General features: G+C 56.9%; 23 protein-coding genes and 1 pseudogene. 15 read left to right on the top strand and 9 right to left on the bottom strand.

Translation table 11 applies throughout. From position 1 onward, the window contains the following. Nucleotides 1-15 precede the first annotated feature (15 nt). The 4 genes from C1T17_RS08415 to C1T17_RS08400 all read left to right on the top strand — a co-directional run bounded on the left by C1T17_RS08415 (nt 16) and on the right by C1T17_RS08400 (nt 4,425). Nucleotides 16-891, top strand: coding sequence for a F0F1 ATP synthase subunit gamma (locus tag C1T17_RS08415; protein WP_104953068.1), 876 nt, complete (start codon nt 16-18; stop codon nt 889-891). Nucleotides 892-917: 26 nt separating this feature from the next. Further along, complete coding sequence (gene atpD, locus C1T17_RS08410; RefSeq protein WP_104953067.1) at nt 918-2,363, top strand: F0F1 ATP synthase subunit beta; 1,446 nt, start codon at nt 918-920, stop codon at nt 2,361-2,363. Nucleotides 2,364-2,420: 57 nt separating this feature from the next. Further along, nucleotides 2,421-2,675, top strand: a complete 255-nt coding sequence (locus C1T17_RS08405) for an ATP synthase F1 subunit epsilon (RefSeq protein ID WP_104953066.1) — start codon at nt 2,421-2,423, stop codon at nt 2,673-2,675. Nucleotides 2,676-3,087: 412 nt separating this feature from the next. After that, nucleotides 3,088-4,425 carry a hypothetical protein gene (locus C1T17_RS08400; protein WP_145958977.1) on the top strand — a complete coding sequence of 446 codons (1,338 nt, stop codon included), beginning with the start codon at nt 3,088-3,090 and terminating at the stop codon, nt 4,423-4,425. Nucleotides 4,426-4,452: 27 nt separating this feature from the next. On the opposite strand, the gene C1T17_RS08395 is transcribed toward C1T17_RS08400, so the two are convergent. From C1T17_RS08395 to C1T17_RS08385, 3 genes are read right to left on the bottom strand one after another with little or no spacing between them, the layout of a single operon-like run. Further along, on the bottom strand, nt 4,453-5,400 hold the full coding sequence (locus C1T17_RS08395; RefSeq protein ID WP_145958976.1) for a glycosyltransferase: 948 nt from the start codon (nt 5,398-5,400) through the stop codon (nt 4,453-4,455). Nucleotides 5,401-5,416: 16 nt separating this feature from the next. Beyond that, nucleotides 5,417-5,794 carry a GtrA family protein gene (locus tag C1T17_RS08390; RefSeq protein ID WP_104953063.1) on the bottom strand — a complete coding sequence of 126 codons (378 nt, stop codon included), beginning with the start codon at nt 5,792-5,794 and terminating at the stop codon, nt 5,417-5,419. Then, entirely contained in the window at nt 5,791-7,065 is a 1,275-nt protein-coding gene (locus C1T17_RS08385) for a glycosyltransferase family 2 protein (protein WP_104953062.1), read from the bottom strand. Before C1T17_RS08385 ends, C1T17_RS08390 begins: the two co-directional genes overlap by 4 nt. A 189-nt stretch (nt 7,066-7,254) precedes the next feature. On the opposite strand from C1T17_RS08385, the gene C1T17_RS08380 reads away from it, so the two are divergent. Then, nucleotides 7,255-8,784, top strand: coding sequence for a CpaF family protein (locus tag C1T17_RS08380; protein WP_104953061.1), 1,530 nt, complete (start codon nt 7,255-7,257; stop codon nt 8,782-8,784). 123 nt (nt 8,785-8,907) lie between these two features. Here C1T17_RS08380 and C1T17_RS08375 read toward each other — a convergent pair whose 3' ends face one another. Further along, entirely contained in the window at nt 8,908-9,339 is a 432-nt protein-coding gene (locus C1T17_RS08375; protein WP_104953060.1) for a winged helix-turn-helix transcriptional regulator, read from the bottom strand. Nucleotides 9,340-9,442: 103 nt separating this feature from the next. Here C1T17_RS08375 and C1T17_RS08370 point away from each other — a divergent pair, with 103 nt between their 5' ends. Further along, a complete protein-coding gene (locus C1T17_RS08370; RefSeq protein ID WP_104953059.1) occupies nt 9,443-10,207 on the top strand; it encodes an SDR family oxidoreductase in 765 nt (254 codons plus the stop codon). Between the two features lie 132 nt (nt 10,208-10,339). Here C1T17_RS08370 and C1T17_RS21620 read toward each other — a convergent pair whose 3' ends face one another. Then, a complete protein-coding gene (locus tag C1T17_RS21620; protein WP_223262861.1) occupies nt 10,340-10,627 on the bottom strand; it encodes a hypothetical protein in 288 nt (95 codons plus the stop codon). Between C1T17_RS21620 and C1T17_RS08365 the strand changes: the two genes are divergently transcribed. Both C1T17_RS08365 and C1T17_RS21255 read left to right on the top strand, forming a co-directional pair. Beyond that, nucleotides 10,620-11,591 carry a PQQ-dependent sugar dehydrogenase gene (locus C1T17_RS08365; RefSeq protein ID WP_223262860.1) on the top strand — a complete coding sequence of 324 codons (972 nt, stop codon included), beginning with the start codon at nt 10,620-10,622 and terminating at the stop codon, nt 11,589-11,591. The two genes, C1T17_RS21620 and C1T17_RS08365, sit on opposite strands and share 8 nt — an antisense overlap. 159 nt (nt 11,592-11,750) lie before the next feature. Beyond that, on the top strand, nt 11,751-11,924 hold the full coding sequence (locus C1T17_RS21255; RefSeq protein ID WP_189338547.1) for a hypothetical protein: 174 nt from the start codon (nt 11,751-11,753) through the stop codon (nt 11,922-11,924). A gap of 275 nt (nt 11,925-12,199) precedes the next feature. Here the strand turns inward: C1T17_RS21255 and C1T17_RS21250 are convergent, their stop codons facing one another. After that, nucleotides 12,200-12,358 (bottom strand): hypothetical protein, encoded by a 159-nt coding sequence (locus tag C1T17_RS21250; protein WP_189338546.1) that lies wholly within the window; start codon nt 12,356-12,358, stop codon nt 12,200-12,202. Between the two features lie 484 nt (nt 12,359-12,842). Between C1T17_RS21250 and C1T17_RS08355 the strand changes: the two genes are divergently transcribed. The 3 genes from C1T17_RS08355 to creD all read left to right on the top strand — a co-directional run bounded on the left by C1T17_RS08355 (nt 12,843) and on the right by creD (nt 15,462). Continuing rightward, nucleotides 12,843-13,070, top strand: coding sequence for a type II toxin-antitoxin system Phd/YefM family antitoxin (locus C1T17_RS08355; RefSeq protein ID WP_104953056.1), 228 nt, complete (start codon nt 12,843-12,845; stop codon nt 13,068-13,070). Between the two features lie 49 nt (nt 13,071-13,119). Beyond that, nucleotides 13,120-13,494 carry a type II toxin-antitoxin system VapC family toxin gene (locus tag C1T17_RS08350; protein ID WP_104953055.1) on the top strand — a complete coding sequence of 125 codons (375 nt, stop codon included), beginning with the start codon at nt 13,120-13,122 and terminating at the stop codon, nt 13,492-13,494. Nucleotides 13,495-13,986: 492 nt separating this feature from the next. After that, entirely contained in the window at nt 13,987-15,462 is a 1,476-nt protein-coding gene (creD, locus tag C1T17_RS08345; RefSeq protein WP_223262859.1) for a cell envelope integrity protein CreD, read from the top strand. A 206-nt stretch (nt 15,463-15,668) separates the two neighbouring features. Here the strand turns inward: creD and C1T17_RS08340 are convergent. Both C1T17_RS08340 and C1T17_RS21615 read right to left on the bottom strand, forming a co-directional pair. Further along, nucleotides 15,669-16,487, bottom strand: a pseudogene (locus C1T17_RS08340) (LysR substrate-binding domain-containing protein); the annotation flags it as partial. A gap of 110 nt (nt 16,488-16,597) precedes the next feature. After that, a complete protein-coding gene (locus C1T17_RS21615) occupies nt 16,598-16,951 on the bottom strand; it encodes an MBL fold metallo-hydrolase (RefSeq protein WP_223262858.1) in 354 nt (117 codons plus the stop codon). Nucleotides 16,952-17,448: 497 nt separating this feature from the next. Here C1T17_RS21615 and C1T17_RS08330 point away from each other — a divergent pair, with 497 nt between their 5' ends. Beyond that, complete coding sequence (locus C1T17_RS08330; RefSeq protein WP_104953054.1) at nt 17,449-17,760, top strand: hypothetical protein; 312 nt, start codon at nt 17,449-17,451, stop codon at nt 17,758-17,760. 136 nt (nt 17,761-17,896) lie between these two features. Here the strand turns inward: C1T17_RS08330 and C1T17_RS08325 are convergent, their stop codons facing one another. After that, complete coding sequence (locus C1T17_RS08325; RefSeq protein WP_104953053.1) at nt 17,897-18,094, bottom strand: hypothetical protein; 198 nt, start codon at nt 18,092-18,094, stop codon at nt 17,897-17,899. A 209-nt stretch (nt 18,095-18,303) separates the two neighbouring features. Here C1T17_RS08325 and C1T17_RS08320 point away from each other — a divergent pair, with 209 nt between their 5' ends. Genes C1T17_RS08320 through C1T17_RS08310 form a run of 3 tightly spaced genes read left to right on the top strand, consistent with a single transcriptional unit; the run spans nt 18,304 to nt 21,043 of the window. Then, the gene (locus C1T17_RS08320; protein WP_223262857.1) at nt 18,304-19,143 is read left to right on the top strand and encodes a sensor histidine kinase; all 840 of its coding nucleotides are present in this window, start codon (nt 18,304-18,306) and stop codon (nt 19,141-19,143) included. A 44-nt stretch (nt 19,144-19,187) separates the two neighbouring features. Continuing rightward, nucleotides 19,188-20,678 (top strand): RAD55 family ATPase, encoded by a 1,491-nt coding sequence (locus C1T17_RS08315; RefSeq protein ID WP_262982736.1) that lies wholly within the window; start codon nt 19,188-19,190, stop codon nt 20,676-20,678. A gap of 2 nt (nt 20,679-20,680) precedes the next feature. Beyond that, entirely contained in the window at nt 20,681-21,043 is a 363-nt protein-coding gene (locus tag C1T17_RS08310) for a response regulator (protein WP_104953050.1), read from the top strand. The last annotated feature ends 21 nt before the right edge of the window (nt 21,044-21,064 follow it).

Genomic DNA, 21,064 nt, shown 5'->3' with positions numbered 1-21,064 from the left:
GCATAAGGGTTAAGCATGGCAAGCCTGAAGGAACTTAAAGGGCGGATCGCCTCGGTCAAATCGACCCAGAAGATCACCAAGGCCAAGCAGATGGTCGCCGCCGCTAAGCTGCGCAAGGCGCAGGCCGCTGCCGAGGCCGCGCGCCCCTACAGCGCGCGCCTTGAAGGCGTCGTTGCCTCGCTAGCCGCGACCGTGGGTGGCGAAGGTGCATCGCCGCTGATGGCGGGCACCGGCAAGGATGACGTGCATCTGCTCGTCGTCGCCAACTCCGATCGCGGGCTTGCTGGCGCGTTCAACGCCAACATCGTCAAGGCCGCCGCCGCCAAGGCAAAGGCGCTGATCGCAGACGGCAAGACCGTTCAGTTCTACCTGATCGGTCGCAAGGGCCGTCCGGTCATCAACCGTACCTTCCCCGGCACGATCGTCGCGCAATATGACACGACGGGCGCCAAGGCTCCGGGCTATAATCAGGCGCAGGAAATCGCGCATGAACTGACCGAGATGTTCCTGGCGGGCAAGTTCGATGTCGCGCACCTCTTCTACTCGACGTTCAAGTCCGCGCTCGCGCAGATCCCGACCGAGCAGCAGATCATCCCGGTAAAGATTCCGGTCAACACCACGGCCGCCGCAACCAGTGCGACCGTCGAATATGAGCCGGACGAGGAAACCATCCTCGCCGACCTGCTGCCGCGCAACATCGCGATTCAGATCTTCAAGGCGCTCCTTGAGAATATGGCGTCGGAGCAAGGCGCGTCGATGACCGCGATGGACAACGCAACGCGCAACGCAGGCGACCTCATCAACAACCTCACCATTCAGTATAACCGCAGCCGTCAGGCCGCGATCACGACTGAACTTATCGAAATTATCGCGGGCGCCGAAGCGCTCTAAAAGACTCGAAGGCAAGGAAACGAACCATGGCAACCACCAATAACGTAGGCCGCATCTCGCAGGTCATCGGCGCCGTCGTCGACGTGACCTTCCCCGACGCGCTGCCCTCCATTCTGAACGCGCTTGAAACCAGCAACAACGGCCAGCGCCTTGTTCTGGAAGTCGCGCAGCATCTGGGCGAGAACACCGTCCGCACGATCGCGATGGACGCGACCGAGGGCCTTACCCGCGGGCAGGAAGTCACGGACACCGGCGCACAGATTTCCGTGCCCGTCGGCCCGCAGACACTCGGCCGGATCCTGAATGTCGTCGGCGACCCGATCGACGACCGCGGACCGGTCAACGCCGTCAGCCGCGCGCCGATCCACGCAAAGGCCCCCGAGTTCGTCGATCAGTCCACCGAAACCGCGATCCTCGTGACCGGCATCAAGGTCATCGACCTTCTCGCGCCTTATGCAAAGGGCGGCAAGATCGGCCTGTTTGGCGGTGCGGGCGTCGGCAAGACCGTGCTGATTCAGGAACTGATCAACAATATCGCGAAGGGCCATGGCGGCACTTCCGTTTTCGCAGGCGTCGGTGAGCGGACCCGCGAAGGCAATGATCTCTATCACGAGTTCCTCGACGCAGGTGTCATCGCGAAGGATGCCGACGGCAACCCGACGCCGGAAGGCTCCAAGGTCGCTCTCGTATTTGGCCAGATGAACGAGCCCCCGGGCGCCCGCGCACGCGTCGCTCTCTCCGGCCTCACCATCGCCGAATATTTCCGCGATGTTGAAGGCCAGGACGTGCTGTTCTTCGTCGACAACATCTTCCGCTTCACGCAGGCGGGTTCCGAAGTGTCGGCGCTGCTTGGCCGTATTCCTTCGGCGGTGGGCTATCAGCCGACTCTGTCGACCGACATGGGCGCACTGCAGGAGCGCATCACGTCCACGAACAAGGGGTCGATCACCTCGGTGCAGGCGATCTACGTTCCCGCAGACGATTTGACCGATCCGGCGCCAGCGACCTCGTTCGCGCATTTGGACGCGACCACGGTTCTCAACCGCGCGATTTCGGAGTTGGGCATCTACCCGGCCGTCGATCCGCTCGATTCTACCAGCCGCGTGCTTTCGCCCGCGATCGTCGGTCAGGAGCATTACGACACGGCTCGCCGCGTTCAGGAAACGCTGCAGAAGTACAAGTCGCTGCAGGACATCATCGCGATCCTGGGCATGGACGAGCTTTCGGAAGAAGATAAGATCACGGTCGCCCGAGCCCGCAAGATCCAGCGCTTCCTCAGCCAACCCTTCCACGTCGCCGAAGTCTTCACCGGCATCTCCGGCAAGTTCGTCGCGGTCGAGGACACGGTGAAGTCGTTCAAGGCTGTGGTCGATGGCGAATATGACCACCTGCCCGAGAGCGCCTTCTACATGGTCGGCGGCATCGACGAAGCCATCGAAAAGGGCAAGAAGATGGCTGCGGAAGCGGCCTGAGCCATTGCATAATCCTCCTCTCCCGCTGCGGCGGGGGAGGATTTAAGGTGCCAGAACATGCCTCTCCATTTTGAACTCGTAACCCCGGAAAAGCTCGTCCGCTCGGACGAAGTCTATATGGTCGTCGTGCCGGGCACCGAAGGCGATTTCGGCGTTCTGGAAGGCCACGCCCCCTTCATGTCGACCGTGCGGGACGGAGAAATCCAGATCGTCAGGACGCAAGGTGCCGCGCCCGAAACAGTGTCGGTCTTCGGCGGCTTTGCGGAAGTCAACGATCAGGGTCTGACCGTTCTGGCGGAGCGGACAAATTAATACAATCAGCTATCTTCTGTAAAAGGGCTATTTTGAATGCTAATTCAGGGCCCTGCGGAGCATGCCGTTGAGGTTTGAGCGAGAAACCTCCAAAGTTCTGATCGCACCAATTTTCGCATTTTTTGCACTTTCGATTTTCATCACGGCTGCTCACCTCACGGGTCATTCTCCAGAGCCGGGATCGCTCAGCTACTTTTTCTTTGTACGGCAAGACGTGCCCGTATTTTGTGTTATTTTGGCTAGCCTAGTGCTGTGGCGACCAGTTAATTGGTCCATGCCGTGCTCGTCCTCCTCCCCACTAAGTAGATGGCCGGCCGCAACAATAACGATACTTTTTGTCGTTCTCGTCACTGTGTGCTGGATGGGACATTACGCTGTTCTACAAGGCTATGATCTCAGCCGGGATGAGCAAATGGCTAATTTCGACGCGTGGACTTTCAGCCGTGGAAAACTATTCTGGCCATTACCCGCTACAATGTTGGATTATGCGGAAGCTTTAAACCAGACGTTCATTTTGCCGATAGGTAATCACGAGGGCTGGATTTCGACATATCTTCCTGCCAACGCCATATTGCGGGCAGCCGTTCACACTGTGGCAGATCCCGCGCTGACCAGTCCGTTACTTGTGGGTTTTGGCGCAATCGCCCTTTGGCACATCACGCTTCGTCTGTGGCCCCATTCGAAATCTACCCAGGCGACAGCCCTAATACTCTATGCCACTTCGTCCGAGGTTCTGATAATGGGCATGACTTCTTATGCCATGTCGGCGCATCTGGCTTTAAATCTAATTTGGCTAGCGCTATTTTTACGGAATGATCGGTCGTCGCATTTGGCAGCAGTAGCCGTTGGCTTCGTCGCTACCGGACTCCACCAACCCCTTTTTCATCCGTTATTTGTCCTTCCGTTCATGTTACTTCTATTTCACGAACGGAAGTGGCGAATGCTGCTTTTCTACGTTCTATGGTACGGGCTGATATGCATGTTCTGGTTGGCTTGGCCGGTCTGGATTAGCAGTTTCGGCATCTCAGCACCAATACACCAAAGTGGCACTCCAATCAGTTACATGGCCAGGATCGCTATGCTCCTTAAGGAATGGGATACTGGCGCGATCTGGCTCATGAGCCTTAATCTTCTACGTTTTTTAGCATGGCAGCACGTATTTCTTTTCCCCCTACTGGTTCTGGGATTCCGCACGGTATGGCAGGAAAACGGAATTTTTCGTGCGTTGGCACTCTCTGTGCTGTTCACGACAATGGCAATGCTGATATTACTACCGTACCAAGGGCATGGATGGGGTTACCGCTACCTGCACGGGGTCATTGGCAACCTTTGCCTGTTGGGGGCCTACGGTTGGCACATGGCAATGCAAAAAGGTAAAAACTTGGAACGTGCTTTCGTTCTAGGAACCGCAATTAGCCTTGGCGTGGTTCTGCCGATGCACGCCTATATGGCTCAAAGCATGGTTGCTCCTTATGCCAAACTAGACCAAATTATTAACCAATCCGATGCACGCGTAGCGATTATCCAAACCGCTGCCGCCCCTTTTGCCCAAGATCTCGTTTTAAATAGACCTGATTTATCGAACCGGCCTCTGCGATTACGCCTTGAAGACCTGACTGACAATCAGTTGAAAGTGCTTTGTCGTAGCAGTCGCACCATGATTATGGATAGCAAATCGCTTGCTCCGGTCCGATCAACTTTCGGCATTGCAGACACAATTCATCCTGCGCCGTTCACTTGTCCAGACTGAATATACTTCGCAGGAAAAGGCGTGTCTTTAGAGGAGGCCGGCCCGGACCCGAGACAACACGCGCTCTAGCAGCCGCGAATAATGCAAATACCGCAGCATGCTGACTGGGCGCAGAGAAAGAAAAGAGCGTATAGCAGAGAATACGCCTTCTGCCTTCCCCGCAGCTGCGCTTGCTAGCACGGCGTTTATTGCAATGGATGCGTCTGCCATCGCGTGCGTAGCAGGACTAGTTTCATAGCAGGATTTCGAAGCATAGCGCTTCACGACTATTTCCATCTGATCGACAAAGTCAGCTAGATTTCGACTCCCGGACATGGTGAGCGACTTGCCATGAACTCGGAACGCAGCAGTGACCTCCGGATTATAGATAACGGGACCATGCTGTGCCAATTTCAACCATAAATCCCAGTCTGCAGTGTACCACAGACTGTTGTCCATTCCTCCTACGCCGATAAAAGCGTCCCGGCGGAATAACGGAGCGGGAACACTGACAAAGTTCTGTACGATAAGTCTGCTGCAAATGGTGCCAGTATCGATTGGCCCTGCCTCCAATGGACATCTCCAAGCACCAACTCTTCGCCCGTCCTCCGCGATAATTGCCGTGGGAGCAAATTGCACAGCCGCGCCAGGCGCAGCAGAGATCCATTGGCGCATGCTCTTTACGCGCCCGGGCAACCAGAGGTCGTCCTGATGTAGCATCACGATGTGATCGCTTCGCGCTTGCGAAACACCAACATTGGTCTTTTCGGTCCAAGGCTTAATGTCAGGCCGCCGAATTAGCTGAATATGCAATTTGTGAGCATAGCGCCGTCCGATTTCGAGACAAACCTCATCCGGACTACTGTCGATCAGAATGATCTCTATGCCGTCATCAAATTGTGCGACTAGCGAATCCAGTGTGGCTGCCAAAAAGCCTTCGCCTGCGTGCACCGGCATCACTACTGTCAGCCAAGGTGAAGTGGTAGCTAAAGCCATCCCGCCGTCGACCAATCTATTCTTGTCGCAAGATCAAATGACCCGCTGCATAATTCGACAAAAATGACAGACCCGTCGAAATGGGGGCTGCCAAGAACATCGCCATGTTAAGTCTATCGTGCAAAACATAAATAACCATCAAAGACAAAGGTATATTGAATAGCTGTGCAGCACTATAATAGACAAATCCTCCCCAACTCAAGGGGGCCTCAAATGTGAAGGAGCTTTGCGCAAGGTACGCTACAGGAATACAAAATGCTGCGCAGCTCGTAATGGCCAACCAATAGGCAAAGCCCAGCGCATCAAGACCAATTAGAAAAAAGTTGCTTATTATCGCGAAAAAAATACCTACGGCTATATATTTTGGCCCCCTTTTTCGTATCGAGGCGATCACGCCGCTTTATCCATCACCTTTTCTCCGAATTCTTTTTCGGAAGAAAACGCAATTGCGTCAGCGATGCGAGCGTCATGTCCTGATATAATGGAAAGCAAAAATCCTCCGAATATCCACTGCAGCCCCGTCGCACCTAATACTGCGGTTAGAACTAGCGGCAGGATTGTGGGTAAAGCTGCAAAACTACTCTGCGACCAATAATAGCCGATTGCCAACAATCCGCCGGAAGCAAAAGTTATTTTGGTCAAGCCCAGTACAAGCATCGATTCCAGGGTGAGGAAGTGGCGATAACGCTTTAAAACATTCTGGGGACGTCGATACCCCTCTCGGACGCCATGCAGATGAGTAGCAACTGCCATGATTGCTGCCAAGTGACCGGTCGTGAACAAGAACCCTGCCACGATCGTCCAACTCGTGCCAAACCGCGCTGGTCCGGGAATCACACCAACGAACATGCAAAGCGCCACACCTAAAATGATCGTGGCCAAACTCATTGCCAAGATCGCGGGAAGACCGAACATCCAATTGGGGCTAAGCATCAACAAATAGCGCAGGTGCCGCCACCCGTCGCGCCAAGGGCGCAAATGCGGCTGACGGTTACGAAGGTCTCGGGAAAGAGTGGCTGGAACTTGCATGATCTTTAAAGACTTCAGGCTAGCCTTGATCACCATTTCACTGGCAAATTCCATTCCGCTTCCCTTCAGCCCCAAGGAAAGAAACGCACTGCGGGTGATTGCACGAAGCCCACAATGCGCATCGTCAATGCCCGAGCGAAAAAAAAGATTAAGTATGGCTGTCAGCGCAGGATTGCCGATGTATCGATTTTTCCAGGGCATCGCACCAGGAGCAATGCCACCATGAAAGCGAGACCCCATGCACAGGTCGGCACCGCCGTTCAGTGCCTCCACCATAGCCACACCCTCGTTGAAATCATAACTTCCGTCGGCATCACCCATGAGCAAAAAGCGGCCGAAAGCGGCATTGCACCCTCCGATCAACGCCGCGCCATATCCTTTATTCTGAACCGCCACGACTCTCGCGCCAAGGTCGGCCGCACATGCTTGGCTTCCGTCGGTTGAGCCGTTGTCAGCGATCACGATTTCGCCCGTCAGCCCGTGACATATGAGAAGCGTCGCCAAAGCCTCGTGCGCATTGGCAATGCAATGCGGGAGACTCTCAATCTCATTGAGGCAAGGCATGACGATGCTAACGTCAAAAGTTAGGGCCCAATCCTGAATGGCGGCACGTGACCAAGGTGTTTCGAAGGACATCGTGTTTCCCTGTATAATTCATCAAGGAATTAACTGCTCTTGGTTAATAGTTCCTTGAGGTCACGGCCCGATTTCAATCTCGTACCCATTAGCCTTTTGTCAAAGTTTCCGGCCTATTCACCTTTATCGGCCACCCTTTGTTATGGTGGCGGTAACAGAACGCGATCGATCATTCGTTGTGGGAACATCATGAGCGCATTTGGACGGAAGAGTGGACCCGGTGGCGGCAAGCCTGCCTTTGGCGTAGCTCGCCCGATGCAACAGGGCGTGGGCGCCGCGCCGCGCGACTCTGAAGTTCGTGGCGGCGAGCAGTTTCCGCCTATCACGCCCGCCGCGTTAGATACCAGTGATCCGCTTTCGGCAGCTTCGCCACAAGACCGCAAGAATGCCGAAGCGATGTCGCGCCTGTCCGACCGCGCCAACCTCGAACATGCGCCGCAGGAGCAAGCGCAAGGGTTCGAAGCGTCTGTCCACAAGATAAAGGAACAGGTCCTCCCCCGCCTGCTGGAGCGCGTCGATCCGGAAGCCGCGGCGACGCTCAGCAAGGATGAGTTGGCGGAGGAGTTCCGGCCGATCATAATGGAAGTGCTGGCGGAACTGAAACTAACGCTGAACCGTCGCGAACAGTTCGCGCTAGAAAAGGTGCTGGTCGACGAACTACTTGGCCTTGGTCCCTTGGAGGAGTTGCTGAACGACCCCGACATCACCGACATCATGGTCAACGGCCCGCTCCAGACCTACATCGAAAAGAAGGGCAAGCTTACCATTGCCCCGATCCAGTTCCGCGACGAAGAGCATCTGTTCCAGATCGCGCAGCGGATCGTGAACAAGGTCGGTCGCCGCGTCGATCAAACCACGCCGCTGGCCGACGCCCGCCTACCCGATGGCTCGCGCGTCAACGTGATCGTGCCGCCCCTGAGCCTGAAAGGCACAGCAATCTCCATTCGTAAGTTCTCCGCCAAGCCGATCACGCTGGACAACCTCGCGACATGGGGCGCGATGAACCAGAAGATGTGTACCGCGCTGAAGATCGCGGGCGCGTGCCGCTTCAACATCGTGATTTCGGGCGGCACTGGCTCGGGCAAAACGACGATGCTCAATGCCCTCTCCAAGATGATCGATCCGGGCGAGCGCGTGCTGACGATCGAAGACGCCGCCGAACTCCGCCTGCAACAGCCGCACTGGCTCCCGCTGGAAACGCGACCCGCCAACCTGGAAGGGCAAGGCGCTATCACGATCGGCGATCTCGTAAAGAACGCCCTGCGTATGCGGCCTGACCGGATCATCCTCGGCGAAATTCGTGGCGCGGAGTGCTTCGACTTGCTCGCCGCGATGAACACCGGCCATGACGGCTCCATGTGTACGCTCCATAGCAACTCGCCGCGCGAGTGCCTGGGCCGTATGGAAAACATGATCCTGATGGGCGACATCAAGATCCCGAAGGAAGCGATCTCCAAGCAGATCGCGGACTCGGTGGACCTGATCGTTCAGGTCAAGCGCCTACGCGACGGTTCGCGCCGCGTCACCAACGTCACCGAAGTCATCGGCATGGAAGGCGACGTGATCGTCACCCAGGAATTGTTCAAGTTTGAATACATATCCGAGGACGAGAACGGCAAGATCATCGGCGAATATCGCGCCATGGGCCTTCGCCCCTACACGCTGGAAAAGGCACGCGGCTTCGGGTTCGACCAGCCATTTCTCGAAGCCTGCCTGTAAAACAAGAGGTCTCTAGCCGGACTAGTTCATAGGGGACGCTCCCAGGTTTAGCACAAGGTAGCAAACCGCCGCTCGGACACCACGCCCCCTTGCGCGCCGTGATGGCCACCGCGCTGCGAAGGTCTATGAACCCGTCCGAGCCGCAAACCTTTCTCGAGCTTCCTCAACACGTGCGATATTATCCTCCGCCCAGATCCAGACACCACAAAAGGCTTTGCCCAGGCTGGAGCCGAGGTCGGTGAGATTGTAGTCGACACGCGGGGGCACTACGGCATGAACCGTTCGGGTGACCATCCCATCCCGCTCCATCTGCCGTAGCGTCTGAGTCAGCATCTTCTGGCTAATGCCTTGTACATGCCGGGCAAGTTCAGTGAAGCGTTGCTCCCCATGTTCATGCAGCACATCCAGAATAATCATCGTCCATTTGTCCGCTACCCGACCGATCAGATCATTGACCAACGCCTCCACTCTAGGGTCGTAATCATCCGGCGGCGTGGTTTCTGCGATCCGACGTGCCTGGCGGATAGTGTCGTCGCTGAAAGGAATACCGGGCATAATAGCTCACTCTCTTTGTGGTAAGTATAGAACTTTAAGGTGCCTTCTTCCCGTTGGAGCTTAGTGCATTAGATAAGCGGCTCCAAGTCGAAGGAGCGTAATCATGAAGGCGAGCGGCAATACCATCCTCATAACCGGCGGCGGCTCGGGCATCGGCGAAGCCTTGGCGCATCGCTTCCACGATGTAGGAAACACGGTGGTCGTCGCCGGACGGCGGCGAGAGACATTAGAGAAGGCGGCAGCGGGCCGCGAGAACATGCACGTTCTTGAATTGGACGTAGAGAGCGCAGACGGTATCTCCGCCTTTGCGGATCAAGTGCTGACCGCGCATCCTGCGCTGAACATTCTCATTAATAACGCCGGTATCATGCGCTCCGAGCCGCTGGATCATGTGCGCGATCTTTCCGATGCGGAGGCGACGATCACGACCAATCTTCTCGGGCCAATCAGGCTGACCAATGCGCTGATCGATCATCTGATGAGCCAACCCGACGCCACAATCGTCAACGTCACGTCGGGACTTGCCTTCGTACCGTTGATCGCGACGCCAACCTACAATGCCACAAAGGCTGCGATCCATTCCTACACCGTCGCAATGCGAGCGGCGTTGAAGGGAAAGGTAGAGGTGATTGAACTCGCTCCGCCTGCGGTGCAGACAGGTCTGACGCCCGGCCAGGAAAATCGCCCAGGTTATCTTCCCCTCGACGAGTTTACGGATGAAGTGATGGCGCTCTTCCGGCAGCAACCGACCCCGCCCGAAATCCTGGTCCAGCGTGTCCACTTCCAGCGCTTTGCAGAAGCCGAAGGCCGGTTTGATACTGCTCTGGTCGAACTGAACGAGCGGGCGGCGCGGGCACGCGGCAATTGAAGGCGACGTTCTTTCATTACAAGCGTTAGGCAATCGTCGTGCCGCCGATTTGCGGCACGACATGCCAGTACAATGATGAAGCTGACGCAATTGTAAGCCAATCGTCAGCCTGACGACCTACCGCGATGGCAGTCACAGGGTGCAAGAGTTGATTGTTCTCGTTGCTTGCACGACATCTTCATCTTCGGCGGGAGTTGGTGCATTGGTCATATATTGGCGCAGTATGCCGAAAACGCCGGTCCCAGGCGGTGACGTTAGAAGGCGAAATTCTTCGCCTTGCGCCAGCGGCTTCGCACTCCTGCTTCTCGCAACGTCTCCATTGGCCTTGTCATCCTGTTCCGCGTCTGAGGCGACCTCCAACTCGACAGAAGCTGGAGGGATCGGCGTCTCGCCATCAGGCATACCGACGAGCGTGGCCAAGGGGTTGGATGTCCCCTGGTCAGTCGTGCTCATCGGTGACGAAGCCCTCGTAAGCGAGCGCGACAAAATGACTATCGTGGCCTTCCGACCCGGTGAAAGGCCAAGACAGCTTCGGAAGGTCCCTAGCGTGGACACACCGATAGACGGTGGCGTGCTCGGCCTCGCCGCGTTCGAAACGGGCGGAACTGTCTGGCTTTATGCCTTTCATAGCACCGTGTCGGACAATCGGATCGTCCGCATGCCCTATGCGAACGGCGCGCTGGGTAATCCCGAGATTGTGTTCACAGGCGTACCCGTAGGACGCGGACATAATGGGGGCCGGATTGCCTTTGGACCCGATGGGATGCTGTACGTCACCACCGGCGAGACGCGAAATCCCGCACTCTCGCAGGACCAAGGATCACTTGCCGGCAAAATTCTGCGCATGACCCCGGAAGGCAAAGTCCCTGAGGACAACCCAATCGAGAGATCGGTTGTGTACTCGATTGGCCACCGCAATCCACAGGGTCTGGCGTGGGATGCCAAGGGCCAGTTGTGGGAGACGGAGTTCGGCGACAAGGGGTGGGACGAACTGAACCGGATCGAGCCCGGCAAGAATTACGGTTGGCCAGCCGTCGAGGGCCGCGCCGGAAAACCGGAATACACCGACCCGGTCGTACAATGGCCTACATCTGAAATGGGGCCAAGCGGTCTTGCTTATATCAACGGCACGTTCTTCATCGCCGGGCTGACCGGTCAGCGGCTTTGGTCGGTGACTATAGACGCAGCCGGACAAGCGGTCACGACGGCGTATTATACAGACATCTATGGGCGTATCCGCGATGTCATCAAAGGACCAAAGGGAACCCTTTGGTTCGTCACCAACAATACAGACGGGCGCGGCGACACACCTGGTCCGGCCGACGACCGGGTATTGTCCGTACCACTTACGTCGGCGACCAGGACCGGGGAACCCCAGCCATGACAGTTGCGACGTCCTGATGAGCGGTCTGGCACAATATGCTACAGGCCAGAGCGCCGAACCCTTGCCGCGCTGTTGCGGCTCAGTTGTCCTCGCGGGGTGCGATCGGATGCCCCGATCCATGCTGTTATCCCCTTACCTATTCCCTGTATGGGAGGTGGCTTGCAGCGGTATCCCGGCGAGGTTCCCGGCGCGTGGCGGTCGAGCTTCGGCCGTTCGCAGTTCGACAGGTCTATCGTCGATCGCCAGCAATTTGCTGGCGAACCGTGCCTTGTGGCGAAGTGCCCTTCGGGTCGCAATCGCTTCGTCGCGACGCCCGCGCCGGGATATTGGTGATCACTACGGCGCAGGAACTCCTCTGGCTCCTAAATCATTCCCACTCGATTGTTCCACTGCCTAAGCATTTTGAAATCACCCGTCATAATATTTTTCAATCTTTTCGCCGCGCTGTGCGGTTCGGAATCTTGAAGAGATCGACAACTGGCTTGAGGAGTGTCCCAAGGCATGTTTCGAAGGTCGCGCCAGGATAGTGGGGAGACCGGATGTCCGGCGGCGTCAATCACGACCCGTGAACCGCGGCTAAGTAGGAGGCCGCACGCAATCCGTCACTTCTACTGGTCGCCGTTAGACGGAATGTTGGGCGGCGAGAACGCTTTGATGCCTTCCAGTTCGCGAGCAGTCACCTCGCGCAGCAGCCAAGCGTTCATTTTGTCGAGCCGTTTTTGGGCCCAATCCAGAAAGGCCCAATAGGGAGATTCTTGTCCGTCCATAGAACCGCTCGTTAGCAATACCCTCAATGTCGGTCGGATTGGGCCTTCTGGGCGAGCGAAAGTGTCTTCTTCACCAGGGGATGGAGCTTTTCTGGCATAACCACCGATCCGACTGGCTGCTTGGCAATCGCAATGGCGGCTTCCACCGGGGCCGGTGGCGGCAGAAGAGGCCGAGCTTCGATGACGATCCGGTCTCTAAAGTCTTTTGGCGACGCTCAGCGGCTTGTGCTTGACGGGATACTCCGCGTTGAGGCGGGTCCAATAGGTGGCACCGGGCAAGCGTATTGCATGTTTCACGCAGAGTTTGCGCCACGTCGAAAATGCCGAGTTCCCGCGCCCCTTTGACACGGCACGTTCCCAGATCATGTCATAGAGTTGTTGCCGAATAAGAACGTGGCGCATCAAAAACCTCTCACTGGAATTGTTAGCGCAGTGCGATATATGACTATCTATTGTCAGGAGCGTGACATGGATCTGATCCAATCTGGCAGATGCCAAAGCCCATCTGAGCGAGCTAGTGGATCGGGTCGAGGCGGGAGATTCGATCGACATTACCCGGCGGGGTAAACCGGTCGCACGGCTCACCGCCGTAGCAAAGCCGCGGCAGCGGATCGAGGCGGCCCTTCTGAAATCCCTGACCGCAACCATGCCGCTTCAGGCCGAGGATGCTGCCGATCTAGTACGATCGATGCACGATGGCGATCGCTACTGACGCACTATCTCGACACGTCGCTGATCGTTGCGGCCCTTTCAATGAAGCAATGACGCCGCGCGTTCAGGCCTCGCTGGAGGAGCAGGATCCCGCACAACTCCTGATCAGTGACTGGACCGTCACCGAAATGTCATCTGCCATGGCGATCAAGCTGCGAACCGGACAGATCGATCTGGAGCAGTGGGCGGCGGCGCTCGCGATGTTCAACAAACTGGTCGCCGATAGCTTCACGGCGCTTCCGGTCACAGGCAAGCATTTTCGGACGGCGACCAAATTTGCTGATCAGCATACGCTGGGGCTTCGCGCTGGCGATGCGCTGCATCTCGCCACCGCATCGGAACATGGTGCAACGGTTCATACGCTCGATCAAAAGCTCGCTGAGGCCGGCCCTACTCTCGGCGTGCCCACGCAACTGCTAGCATGATCCGAGCCCCCTCCTTCCCCGCCAAATCCTGCTGGGACCGCCGGTGGTCGGTGATTGGACCGACGAGCAGAATAACGCGATCGTTGCGGACTATTTCGCGATGCTCTCCCAAGACATCACTGGGTGCCGTCCCGCACGTGAAACAGCGGCCAAAGCGTAAAGCGGCGGTTCGAAGCGCTTCAGTTCAGCGCATGTGTTCGGACCGAAACGTAGCCATCAAAAGCTGCCAATCGGTCGTCGACCATTTTCAATCATTCGTGCCTTATGACACGATAGCCAGGACCTGCCTCAGTTCTGGCTAGTCCCAAGAAAAGATGGTGCGCAATTTGCAGTTCGATGGGGTCTGCCCCTCCTCAAATAGCTCCACCCGATTAATTGCATCCAAGGAATAGCGGCGCTGAAAGACCGGGGCTTTGGTCGAAATTGAACTGATGGTCCATGCAAGCAGCGCGTCTATGCTTTACCCATTTCGCAACGTATACACGGATGGGGATGACCAAGTTCTGTGGGGCGGCAATGATCGAGGGCCTAGCTGAAGGGATGCGCCGAACCCGTTCGCCCGGCATCAAACTTTTATTCGCAGCTTTGGTGGCATTGGCGCTTATCGTGCCTTTGATGCTGGTATATGCTCTTGTGTGGGATCGACAGAGCCAGTCACAGACGGCCCAAGACGCAATCAATGCAGGTTGGGGCGGACCGCAGATTATTGCCGGCCCTGTTGTCGTCGTACCGTTTCGCATCACGCAGGTGCAGGCGGAACAGGTCAATGGACAGACTGTCTCCCGTACTGTTGAGACCGAGAAGCTGCTTTACATCTCCCTAACCGAAAATCTCGTCACGACCAGCGTCAGCCCAGAAGAGCGCCGCAAATCGATCTATCGCAGCGTGCTCTACGACGCGCGCATCAAGGGGACCGCCCAATTCGAATTGCCGCTGGACCTGCCGCGCTTTGGTATCACCGCCGACCGCCTGTTATGGGATCGTGCGGAATTGCGGATGGGCGCTTCAGACGCTCGCGGGTTGACCAACGGAGGCGCACTATCGGCTGCTGGACGGCCGCTTGTCGTGCAGCCGGGCAAAGGTCCGGGGGCTACCGGTGGACAGGGGTTTTTTGCTTTTCTGCCCGGGAATGGCGTGGGCAGACTGGTCGTGACATATGATTTCGGTTTAAACGGGAGCCGCTCACTAAGTCTGGTTCCGCGAGGCGGCAAAACACGGTGGGATGTGTCGTCGACTTGGCCAAGTCCCAGTTTCGGCGGAGCCTTTTTGCCCGAAAGGCGCGCGGTCTCGGACGGCGGCTTTACGGCACGATATGCCATCGACAAACTGGCGTTGGGACAGCCCCCGGTGGATATGGAAGAATTAGGCGCGCCATTAGTGGATGGCGATGCCGGTTACGCCTTGGCACCGGTGGCTGAAAGTGCATCTAACGCCCGAGGCCTTGGTGGACCGTCGGAGGCCATAAGCGGCAACTCGCGGGCCGTGACCGTCGGGCTTATCGAGCCGATCAACCTTTATTCCAAAGTCGACCGGGCGGTAAAATATGGATTTCTGTTTATCGGATTCACGTTCCTGGCGTTCCTGTTGTTCGACATTGTCGGCGGGGCGCGTGTTGCGGCAGCGGAATATCTGCTTACCGGGGCAGCGCTCGTGCTGTTCTTCGTGCTGCTGCTGGCATTCGCAGAGATAATCGGGTTCACAGCCGCCTATTTGCTGGGTGCCGGAGCGATCATCGGGCTGCTCTCTGCCTACAGTGCTGCGGTGCTGAAAAGCTGGCGGCGCGGGCGTTTCATCGGTGCGCTGCTCGTCGGCCTGTACGCCTTGCTCTTCGTGCTGTTAAACCTTGAGGCATGGTCCCTGCTCATCGGATCGGTGCTTCTGTTGGTCGCACTGGCAGGCGTGATGTACGCCACTGGAAATGTTGAATGGAGCAATGTTGGCCAAGGGAAATCTCCGCTTGAGGCTTGATCACCCCTGCAGTTGTAACCAAGTTAATCCAGATTGCTCAGGCAGCGCGGCCTTCCACTGTCCCTCATCCGACGCCGACAAACGGCAATCGTCCAGTCTGTTGGGTGATGCAGGCGGTCGGCACTTGGCAAACAAAAGTTGGTACTTGAACTGCGACAAAGGGTCGAACTTGCTAATGACTCTGTCAGGTCTCACCCGGCGCCGCGCTATGTCTCACTAGTGCCGGCGACTTCACGCGCGAGGCTGATAAAAGCCTTGAACGCGGCGAAGGGATTGCGCCGGCTTGGATAATAGAGGGCGAACGGCGCGAGTGGCGGCGTCCAATCTTCCAGAACCCGCACCAGCCGACGGCTGGCGAGGTCGTCTTCAACATCGGATTCCATGAAGAATCCTCTCCCGATGCTATTCAGAACGGTGATCGGCGCAAGGCTCGCTTCGTCAAGCGTGATCGGGCCATTGACGTCAACCTGAAGGACTTGGCCATTCTTTTCGAAATGCCAGCGTACAGCGCGCCGTTCGGCAGTCTCTCAGGCAGACACTGATGGGCACGAAGGTCCGCCGGAACCTTGGGCGCATCCCGGCTCTCGAAATAATCCGGTGTTGCCACGACTGCAAAACGCCGAGAGCGGCCAAGGGACATGGCGATCATGTCAGCGGGGACCAAGTCGGCGATGCGAACACCAAGGTCTAATCCGTCGCGAACGACATCGACCAGGCGCCCTTCAGTGACCAGGTCAATGTACCTGTGGATAACGTTGTAAAAACGGCAGGATGAGCGGCACCATGATTTCGCGTGCCGCTGTCGCGAAGGCGTTGATGCGCAACGTTCCCGAAGGCACTTCCTGCTGAAAATGCACAATCTCCATAGCGTCATGAATGTCCTGCAGCGCCGGGCCTATTCGGCCGACGAACGTTCGGCCCGTGTCCGTCAGCGAGACGCTCGGTGTGGTCCGGTTGAACAGGCGCATCCCAAGTTGGCGCTCGAGCTTGCCGATCGCGTTGCTCAGCGCGGTCCTGGACATGCCGCATCAAAGTCGTCCCGCAATACAATCGCTGCACCCATGGCAATGCCCTCCAAACGGCAGACATAAATTCAGAAATTCACCGCTTTGGGAATCCTCCAAATGAGTCAGGCTCATCGGAGAGCGGTATAAGGCCATCCGCGCATCGCGGATGCGACGGCGCACGATGCTGTCATTGCCAGTGGCGTAACGATCAACGGCGCGTGATCTTTATGTAGCACCCGTAGCGTCGCGATATCAAGATGATCATAGTGATTATGCGACAGGAGGATCACGTCGATCGGCGGCAAATCGTGCAGCGCGATGCCAGGGGCAGTCACGCGCTTGGGACCGGCAAACGACACAGGACTGGCGCGATCTGACCAAACGGGGTCGGTCAGGATATTGATCCCAGCTATCTGGATCAGGAGCGTCACGTGACCCACCATCGTCACGCACAGATCGTCCGTTCGGGGATCGGGTATCACAGGTGCGATGGAAACACATTTCGGCCAGTTGTTGGGCATCGCTGAACGCTGCCATCTTAGGACTTTCTGTAGGTTTCTGTCCGTACCCGGCTCGCCAGGGTTGAAAAAGCGGAAGCCATCGAAATGATCGATAACTGGGCCTTGATAGTAAGGGTTGCGTCTCGTCATCTTAACGGCTGTCCACATCTGTATAGGTACAGCACACGGCGAATAGGAAACTACGGTAATGAGCCGTTGAGGTAATTCCCCGCGGTTGCAGACAGGTACTCTTCCTTAAACCAAAAGGGCGCACGTGCACGAGTATCCTTTCATTTCAATCACCCCGTAGCCGGAGGATCTGCAAGCGAACATCTGGTTACGGAGCCAGCCTGGCGCAAGTCACCCGCAAAAGCATGGTCATCGCCGAGGCACCGTGTTGCTTTACCGTATCCGGATCGTTTCCGGAACAATCCAGGCTTCCTTTCGTTCGAAGCTCGGTCATAACAGAGGAGGACGCGATGGCTGAATATCAAAACGACGCATACCGCACTGAGCGTAAATCTACCGCAGGTCGAACCATCGCCATCATATTGATAGTAATCGCTGTGATTGTGGGCGTTCTTTTCGCAACAGGGTTCTGGAAAGCGGACGTGAAGGAAGGCTCCCTGCCGGACGTGGACGTCAGCGCCAAGGGCGGGTCGCTGCCTGATGTGGATGTCGATTCCAAGAAGGTTGTCGTAGGAACCAAGGAAACGACAGTAGACGTGCCCAAGGTCGAGACCGAAAAGAAGGAAATCGACGTTCCTGTTGTGGGCGTAAAAGACAACTGATCTCATCGCCTGCTGAGCATCATGACCCGACCGGCACTGAAATGCGCCGGTCGGGTTGTCGTGAGTATGACCATTGGAAGCCAGATTGCCCTGAAAACTTTAATTTCGCCGCACCGCAACCACCGATATTCGCAGTTCAAGATGCGTCATTGTCGTCCACAGCCAGAACATCTTCTTCATCTTCGTTAAGTTGTTGATCGATCGCATCGGCGATCAGATCGAGCTGGTCGTAAGTAGCCGTGAATTCCACGGTGCTGCCACCCTCCTCTTCCAGTGCAATAATGTACTCTTCCCCCGCCTTCGTAACGGTGAACCCCGCTAAACTTCTCGACATCACTTGTCTCCCACTGCTGAGACAAACCCGAACGCTTGTGCCTTGAGATCGCTCCGCGCCGATATTCATCGGACTGCACAGATCATCGCCATCTGGATAATGTACGTCTGTTAAAGGTTTGAAAGATCATTCGATATCAAGCGAAATTGGTCGGGATGTGTTGAACTTTCCTGGTCTTTCTCTACCAAGATAGTGTTCCCGGGAGCCTGGTGCTGCCGAATATCGTCAGGTTCAACGTGCCCGATCCTACCAACTTTCCAGATCCGCAACCGCAGGCACAAACCCAGCCGCATGACAGCGGGATATTATCTCAGGATCTGGCTGAAGAAATCCAATCATTGCGCGAAGGATTATCTGCGCGTGACGCGTTCATTGCAATTGCTGCCCATGAACTACGAAACCCTATGACACCTATTCGCGGTCAGGTTGACCTGCTTCTACGATCGGTGCGTGGCGGGCGGCATTCGGCAGATCGGCTGATACAGGGGTTGGAGCGGCTGGAGTGGCTGATCGATCGTTACATGAAGAGGGCGACGACTCTGCTAGATGTCTCCCGCGCCACGACGGGAAAGCTCAAGCTGGTTCCGGAGCCGGTACATCTCTTCATGCTGACCGATGAAGTCGTCCGCGGCCTCGCGCCCCTCGCCAGCTATGCTCGCTCGCAAATGACGGTGGAAGTGCCGGAGACAATCAGCGGTACATGGGATCGTCTTGCCCTCGAACAGATCCTGGAGAACCTCATCTCGAATGCCATCAAATACGGGCAGGGAAAGCCGATCCACGTCAGCGCAGAAATACAAGGCGAGAAAGTTGTTATCCGCGTGCACGACTCCGGACCGGGCATCAGCGAAGCAGACCAGGTTCGCATCTTCGAGCGGTTTGAGCGTGCGATCGATCCCAGCAAACAGGGCATCGGCTTCGGCGTGGGCCTGTGGATCGTCCGCAGGCTTGCCGAGGCTATGGGGGGCGGCATAAAAGTTGAGAGCACGCCGGACCTTGGTTCGACTTTTATCGTTACCCTCCAGCGCGACATGACGGTAGCAGAATGACGGACAGTGGATCATTGATCGACAGAGGATCAAAGCGCGAGCCTATGGCACGCGGTCCGACCGGAATCGAAGGTCTCGACGCCATTCTGGGCGGGGGTTTCGTGCGGGGTGGCATTGCCATCATTCAGGGGCAACCCGGTGCGGGCAAGACCATCCTGGGCAACCAGATTTGCTATAATCATGTCGCTGCCGGAGGCCGCGCCCTTTATGTCACGCTGCTTGCGGAAAGCCACTCCCGCATGCTCGGGCATATTGGGCAACTGGCGTTCTTTGATGAAGGCGCCATTCCCGATCGCATCTACTATATGAGCGCCTTCCGCGTACTGGAGGAAGAAGGGCTGAAGGGTCTGCTCAGCGTCTTGCGCCGCGAAGTGCAAAGGCGCGAGGCCGGCGTGGTCGTGCTGGACGGCCTTGTCGCCGTTGAAGAGACGGCAGAAAGTCCTCGCGAATTCAAGAAATTCATTCACGAGCTACAAACGCAGGCCACATTGGCGGACTGCACGATGTTCCTGCTCACCAGTGCAAGCGCCGCAAGCCTCCCCCGAGCCGCCGAGCACACGATGGTGGATGGCGTGGTAGAGATGCAGAGCGAACTGTACGGTCGCCGCGCCGAGCGTCACCTTCAGGTACACAAGCGGCGCGGCGGGGGTTTCCTCCGGGGGCAGCATGCCTATCGCATCAACGACGACGGCATCGTGGTTTTCCCCCGCACCGAAGCTCTGTTCGAGCGGCCTAAAGGGCGGCAGAAGCTGGATCCCACCGACAGGCTAACGACATCCATTGCCTGTCTGGATGAGATGATCGGCGGGGGCATCGTCAGGGGCTCCTCCACTGCCGTGGTCGGGCCGACTGGGATCGGGAAGACTATATTCGGAATGCATTTTCTGAACGGATGTAGCGCCAAGGAGCCCGGCCTGTTCTTTGGCATGCACGAAATGCCCGAAGCAATCCATGCGCAAGCCGGAAACCTCGGGATGCTGCTCCCCCAGCACATCGACAGTGGCAATGTTGCAGTGAAATGGTGGCCGACGACTGAAGGCATATTAGATCAAGTTTGCGCCGATCTTCTGGAAGCGGTGCGGCAACATAATGTTCGCAGAGTGTTTATCGACGGCATAGATGGATTTACGCAAATTGCGTCTGACCCTGCACGTGTCAGCCATGTTGTGACGGCTCTCTCTAATGAGTTACGCGCGCTTAACGTCACGACGCTCTGGAGCGTCCAAGTGGACCTGGGTTATCATGAAGCGGCCACACCGCTGAGCGGGCTTGCGCTTCAGGGACTCTCCCCGATTGTAGAAAACATCATCATGATGCGTCACGTCGAGTTGCGCTCCCGGTTGCACCGCATGATGACGGTTCTCAAGGCACGGCTCAGCCCCATCGATCGATCCCTGCGCACCTTCAGAATCGAGAAATCAGGCATAGTAGTAGATCCGGATGCACGTAATTCAGAAGCCATACTGGCAGAGCTGTTGGAGGGTCGTTCGCCCCGCCGGTCGCTTAGCTATAATGGCGAAACTGGCGGGAAATAGCGGTGGCCGTCGTGCTGATCGTCGATGATGAGTTCGGTATTGCCGACGTACTGCAGGATTTTCTGGAGGATGAAGGTCATACGGTACTCACCGCAATCAACGGACGCGCCGCGCTTGAGCGTATGGCCGAGCAACCCCCCGATCTGGTTCTCTCCGACTATATGATGCCCGTCATGGACGGTGCCGGACTACTCGCGAAAATGGCGGCAGATCAGAAACTGTCCAAAGTGCCTGTAGCCATTATGAGCTCGCTGCCCGAACCCGCCGTAGCCGAGCATTGCTCTGGTTACGCCGCCTTCCTGCGCAAGCCGTTCAGGATCGGCGACGTCGCGGCACTGGTCGAGCGCCTCCTGCCTGGTCGGTAACGGTTCTTCCGACCCGCATGA

Origin of the sequence: Sphingobium sp. SCG-1 (genome assembly GCF_002953135.1) — a bacterium.
Classification (GTDB): domain Bacteria; phylum Pseudomonadota; class Alphaproteobacteria; order Sphingomonadales; family Sphingomonadaceae; genus Sphingobium.
Note: the sequence above shows the minus strand (reverse complement) of the source record. Positions and strands in the feature narration are given on the sequence as shown.

Bases quoted from the DNA above. Each gene is read 5' to 3' on its own strand.
- C1T17_RS08375 (WP_104953060.1), bottom strand. From the start codon at position 9,339: ATGCCCGGTATTCCTTTCAGCGACGACACTATCCGCCAGGCACGTCGG.
- C1T17_RS08330 (WP_104953054.1), top strand. From the start codon at position 17,449: ATGGCTGAATATCAAAACGACGCATACCGCACTGAGCGTAAATCTACC.
- C1T17_RS21250 (WP_189338546.1), bottom strand. From the start codon at position 12,358: ATGGACGGACAAGAATCTCCCTATTGGGCCTTTCTGGATTGGGCCCAA.
- C1T17_RS08325 (WP_104953053.1), bottom strand. From the start codon at position 18,094: ATGTCGAGAAGTTTAGCGGGGTTCACCGTTACGAAGGCGGGGGAAGAG.
- C1T17_RS08370 (WP_104953059.1), top strand. From the start codon at position 9,443: ATGAAGGCGAGCGGCAATACCATCCTCATAACCGGCGGCGGCTCGGGC.
- C1T17_RS08405 (WP_104953066.1), top strand. From the start codon at position 2,421: ATGCCTCTCCATTTTGAACTCGTAACCCCGGAAAAGCTCGTCCGCTCG.
- creD (WP_223262859.1), top strand. From the start codon at position 13,987: ATGACCAAGTTCTGTGGGGCGGCAATGATCGAGGGCCTAGCTGAAGGG.
- C1T17_RS08380 (WP_104953061.1), top strand. From the start codon at position 7,255: ATGAGCGCATTTGGACGGAAGAGTGGACCCGGTGGCGGCAAGCCTGCC.
- C1T17_RS08395 (WP_145958976.1), bottom strand. From the start codon at position 5,400: ATGGCTTTAGCTACCACTTCACCTTGGCTGACAGTAGTGATGCCGGTG.
- C1T17_RS08350 (WP_104953055.1), top strand. From the start codon at position 13,120: ATGACGCCGCGCGTTCAGGCCTCGCTGGAGGAGCAGGATCCCGCACAA.
- C1T17_RS08315 (WP_262982736.1), top strand. From the start codon at position 19,188: ATGGCACGCGGTCCGACCGGAATCGAAGGTCTCGACGCCATTCTGGGC.
- C1T17_RS08415 (WP_104953068.1), top strand. From the start codon at position 16: ATGGCAAGCCTGAAGGAACTTAAAGGGCGGATCGCCTCGGTCAAATCG.
- C1T17_RS08385 (WP_104953062.1), bottom strand. From the start codon at position 7,065: ATGTCCTTCGAAACACCTTGGTCACGTGCCGCCATTCAGGATTGGGCC.
- C1T17_RS08400 (WP_145958977.1), top strand. From the start codon at position 3,088: ATGGCTAATTTCGACGCGTGGACTTTCAGCCGTGGAAAACTATTCTGG.
- atpD (WP_104953067.1), top strand. From the start codon at position 918: ATGGCAACCACCAATAACGTAGGCCGCATCTCGCAGGTCATCGGCGCC.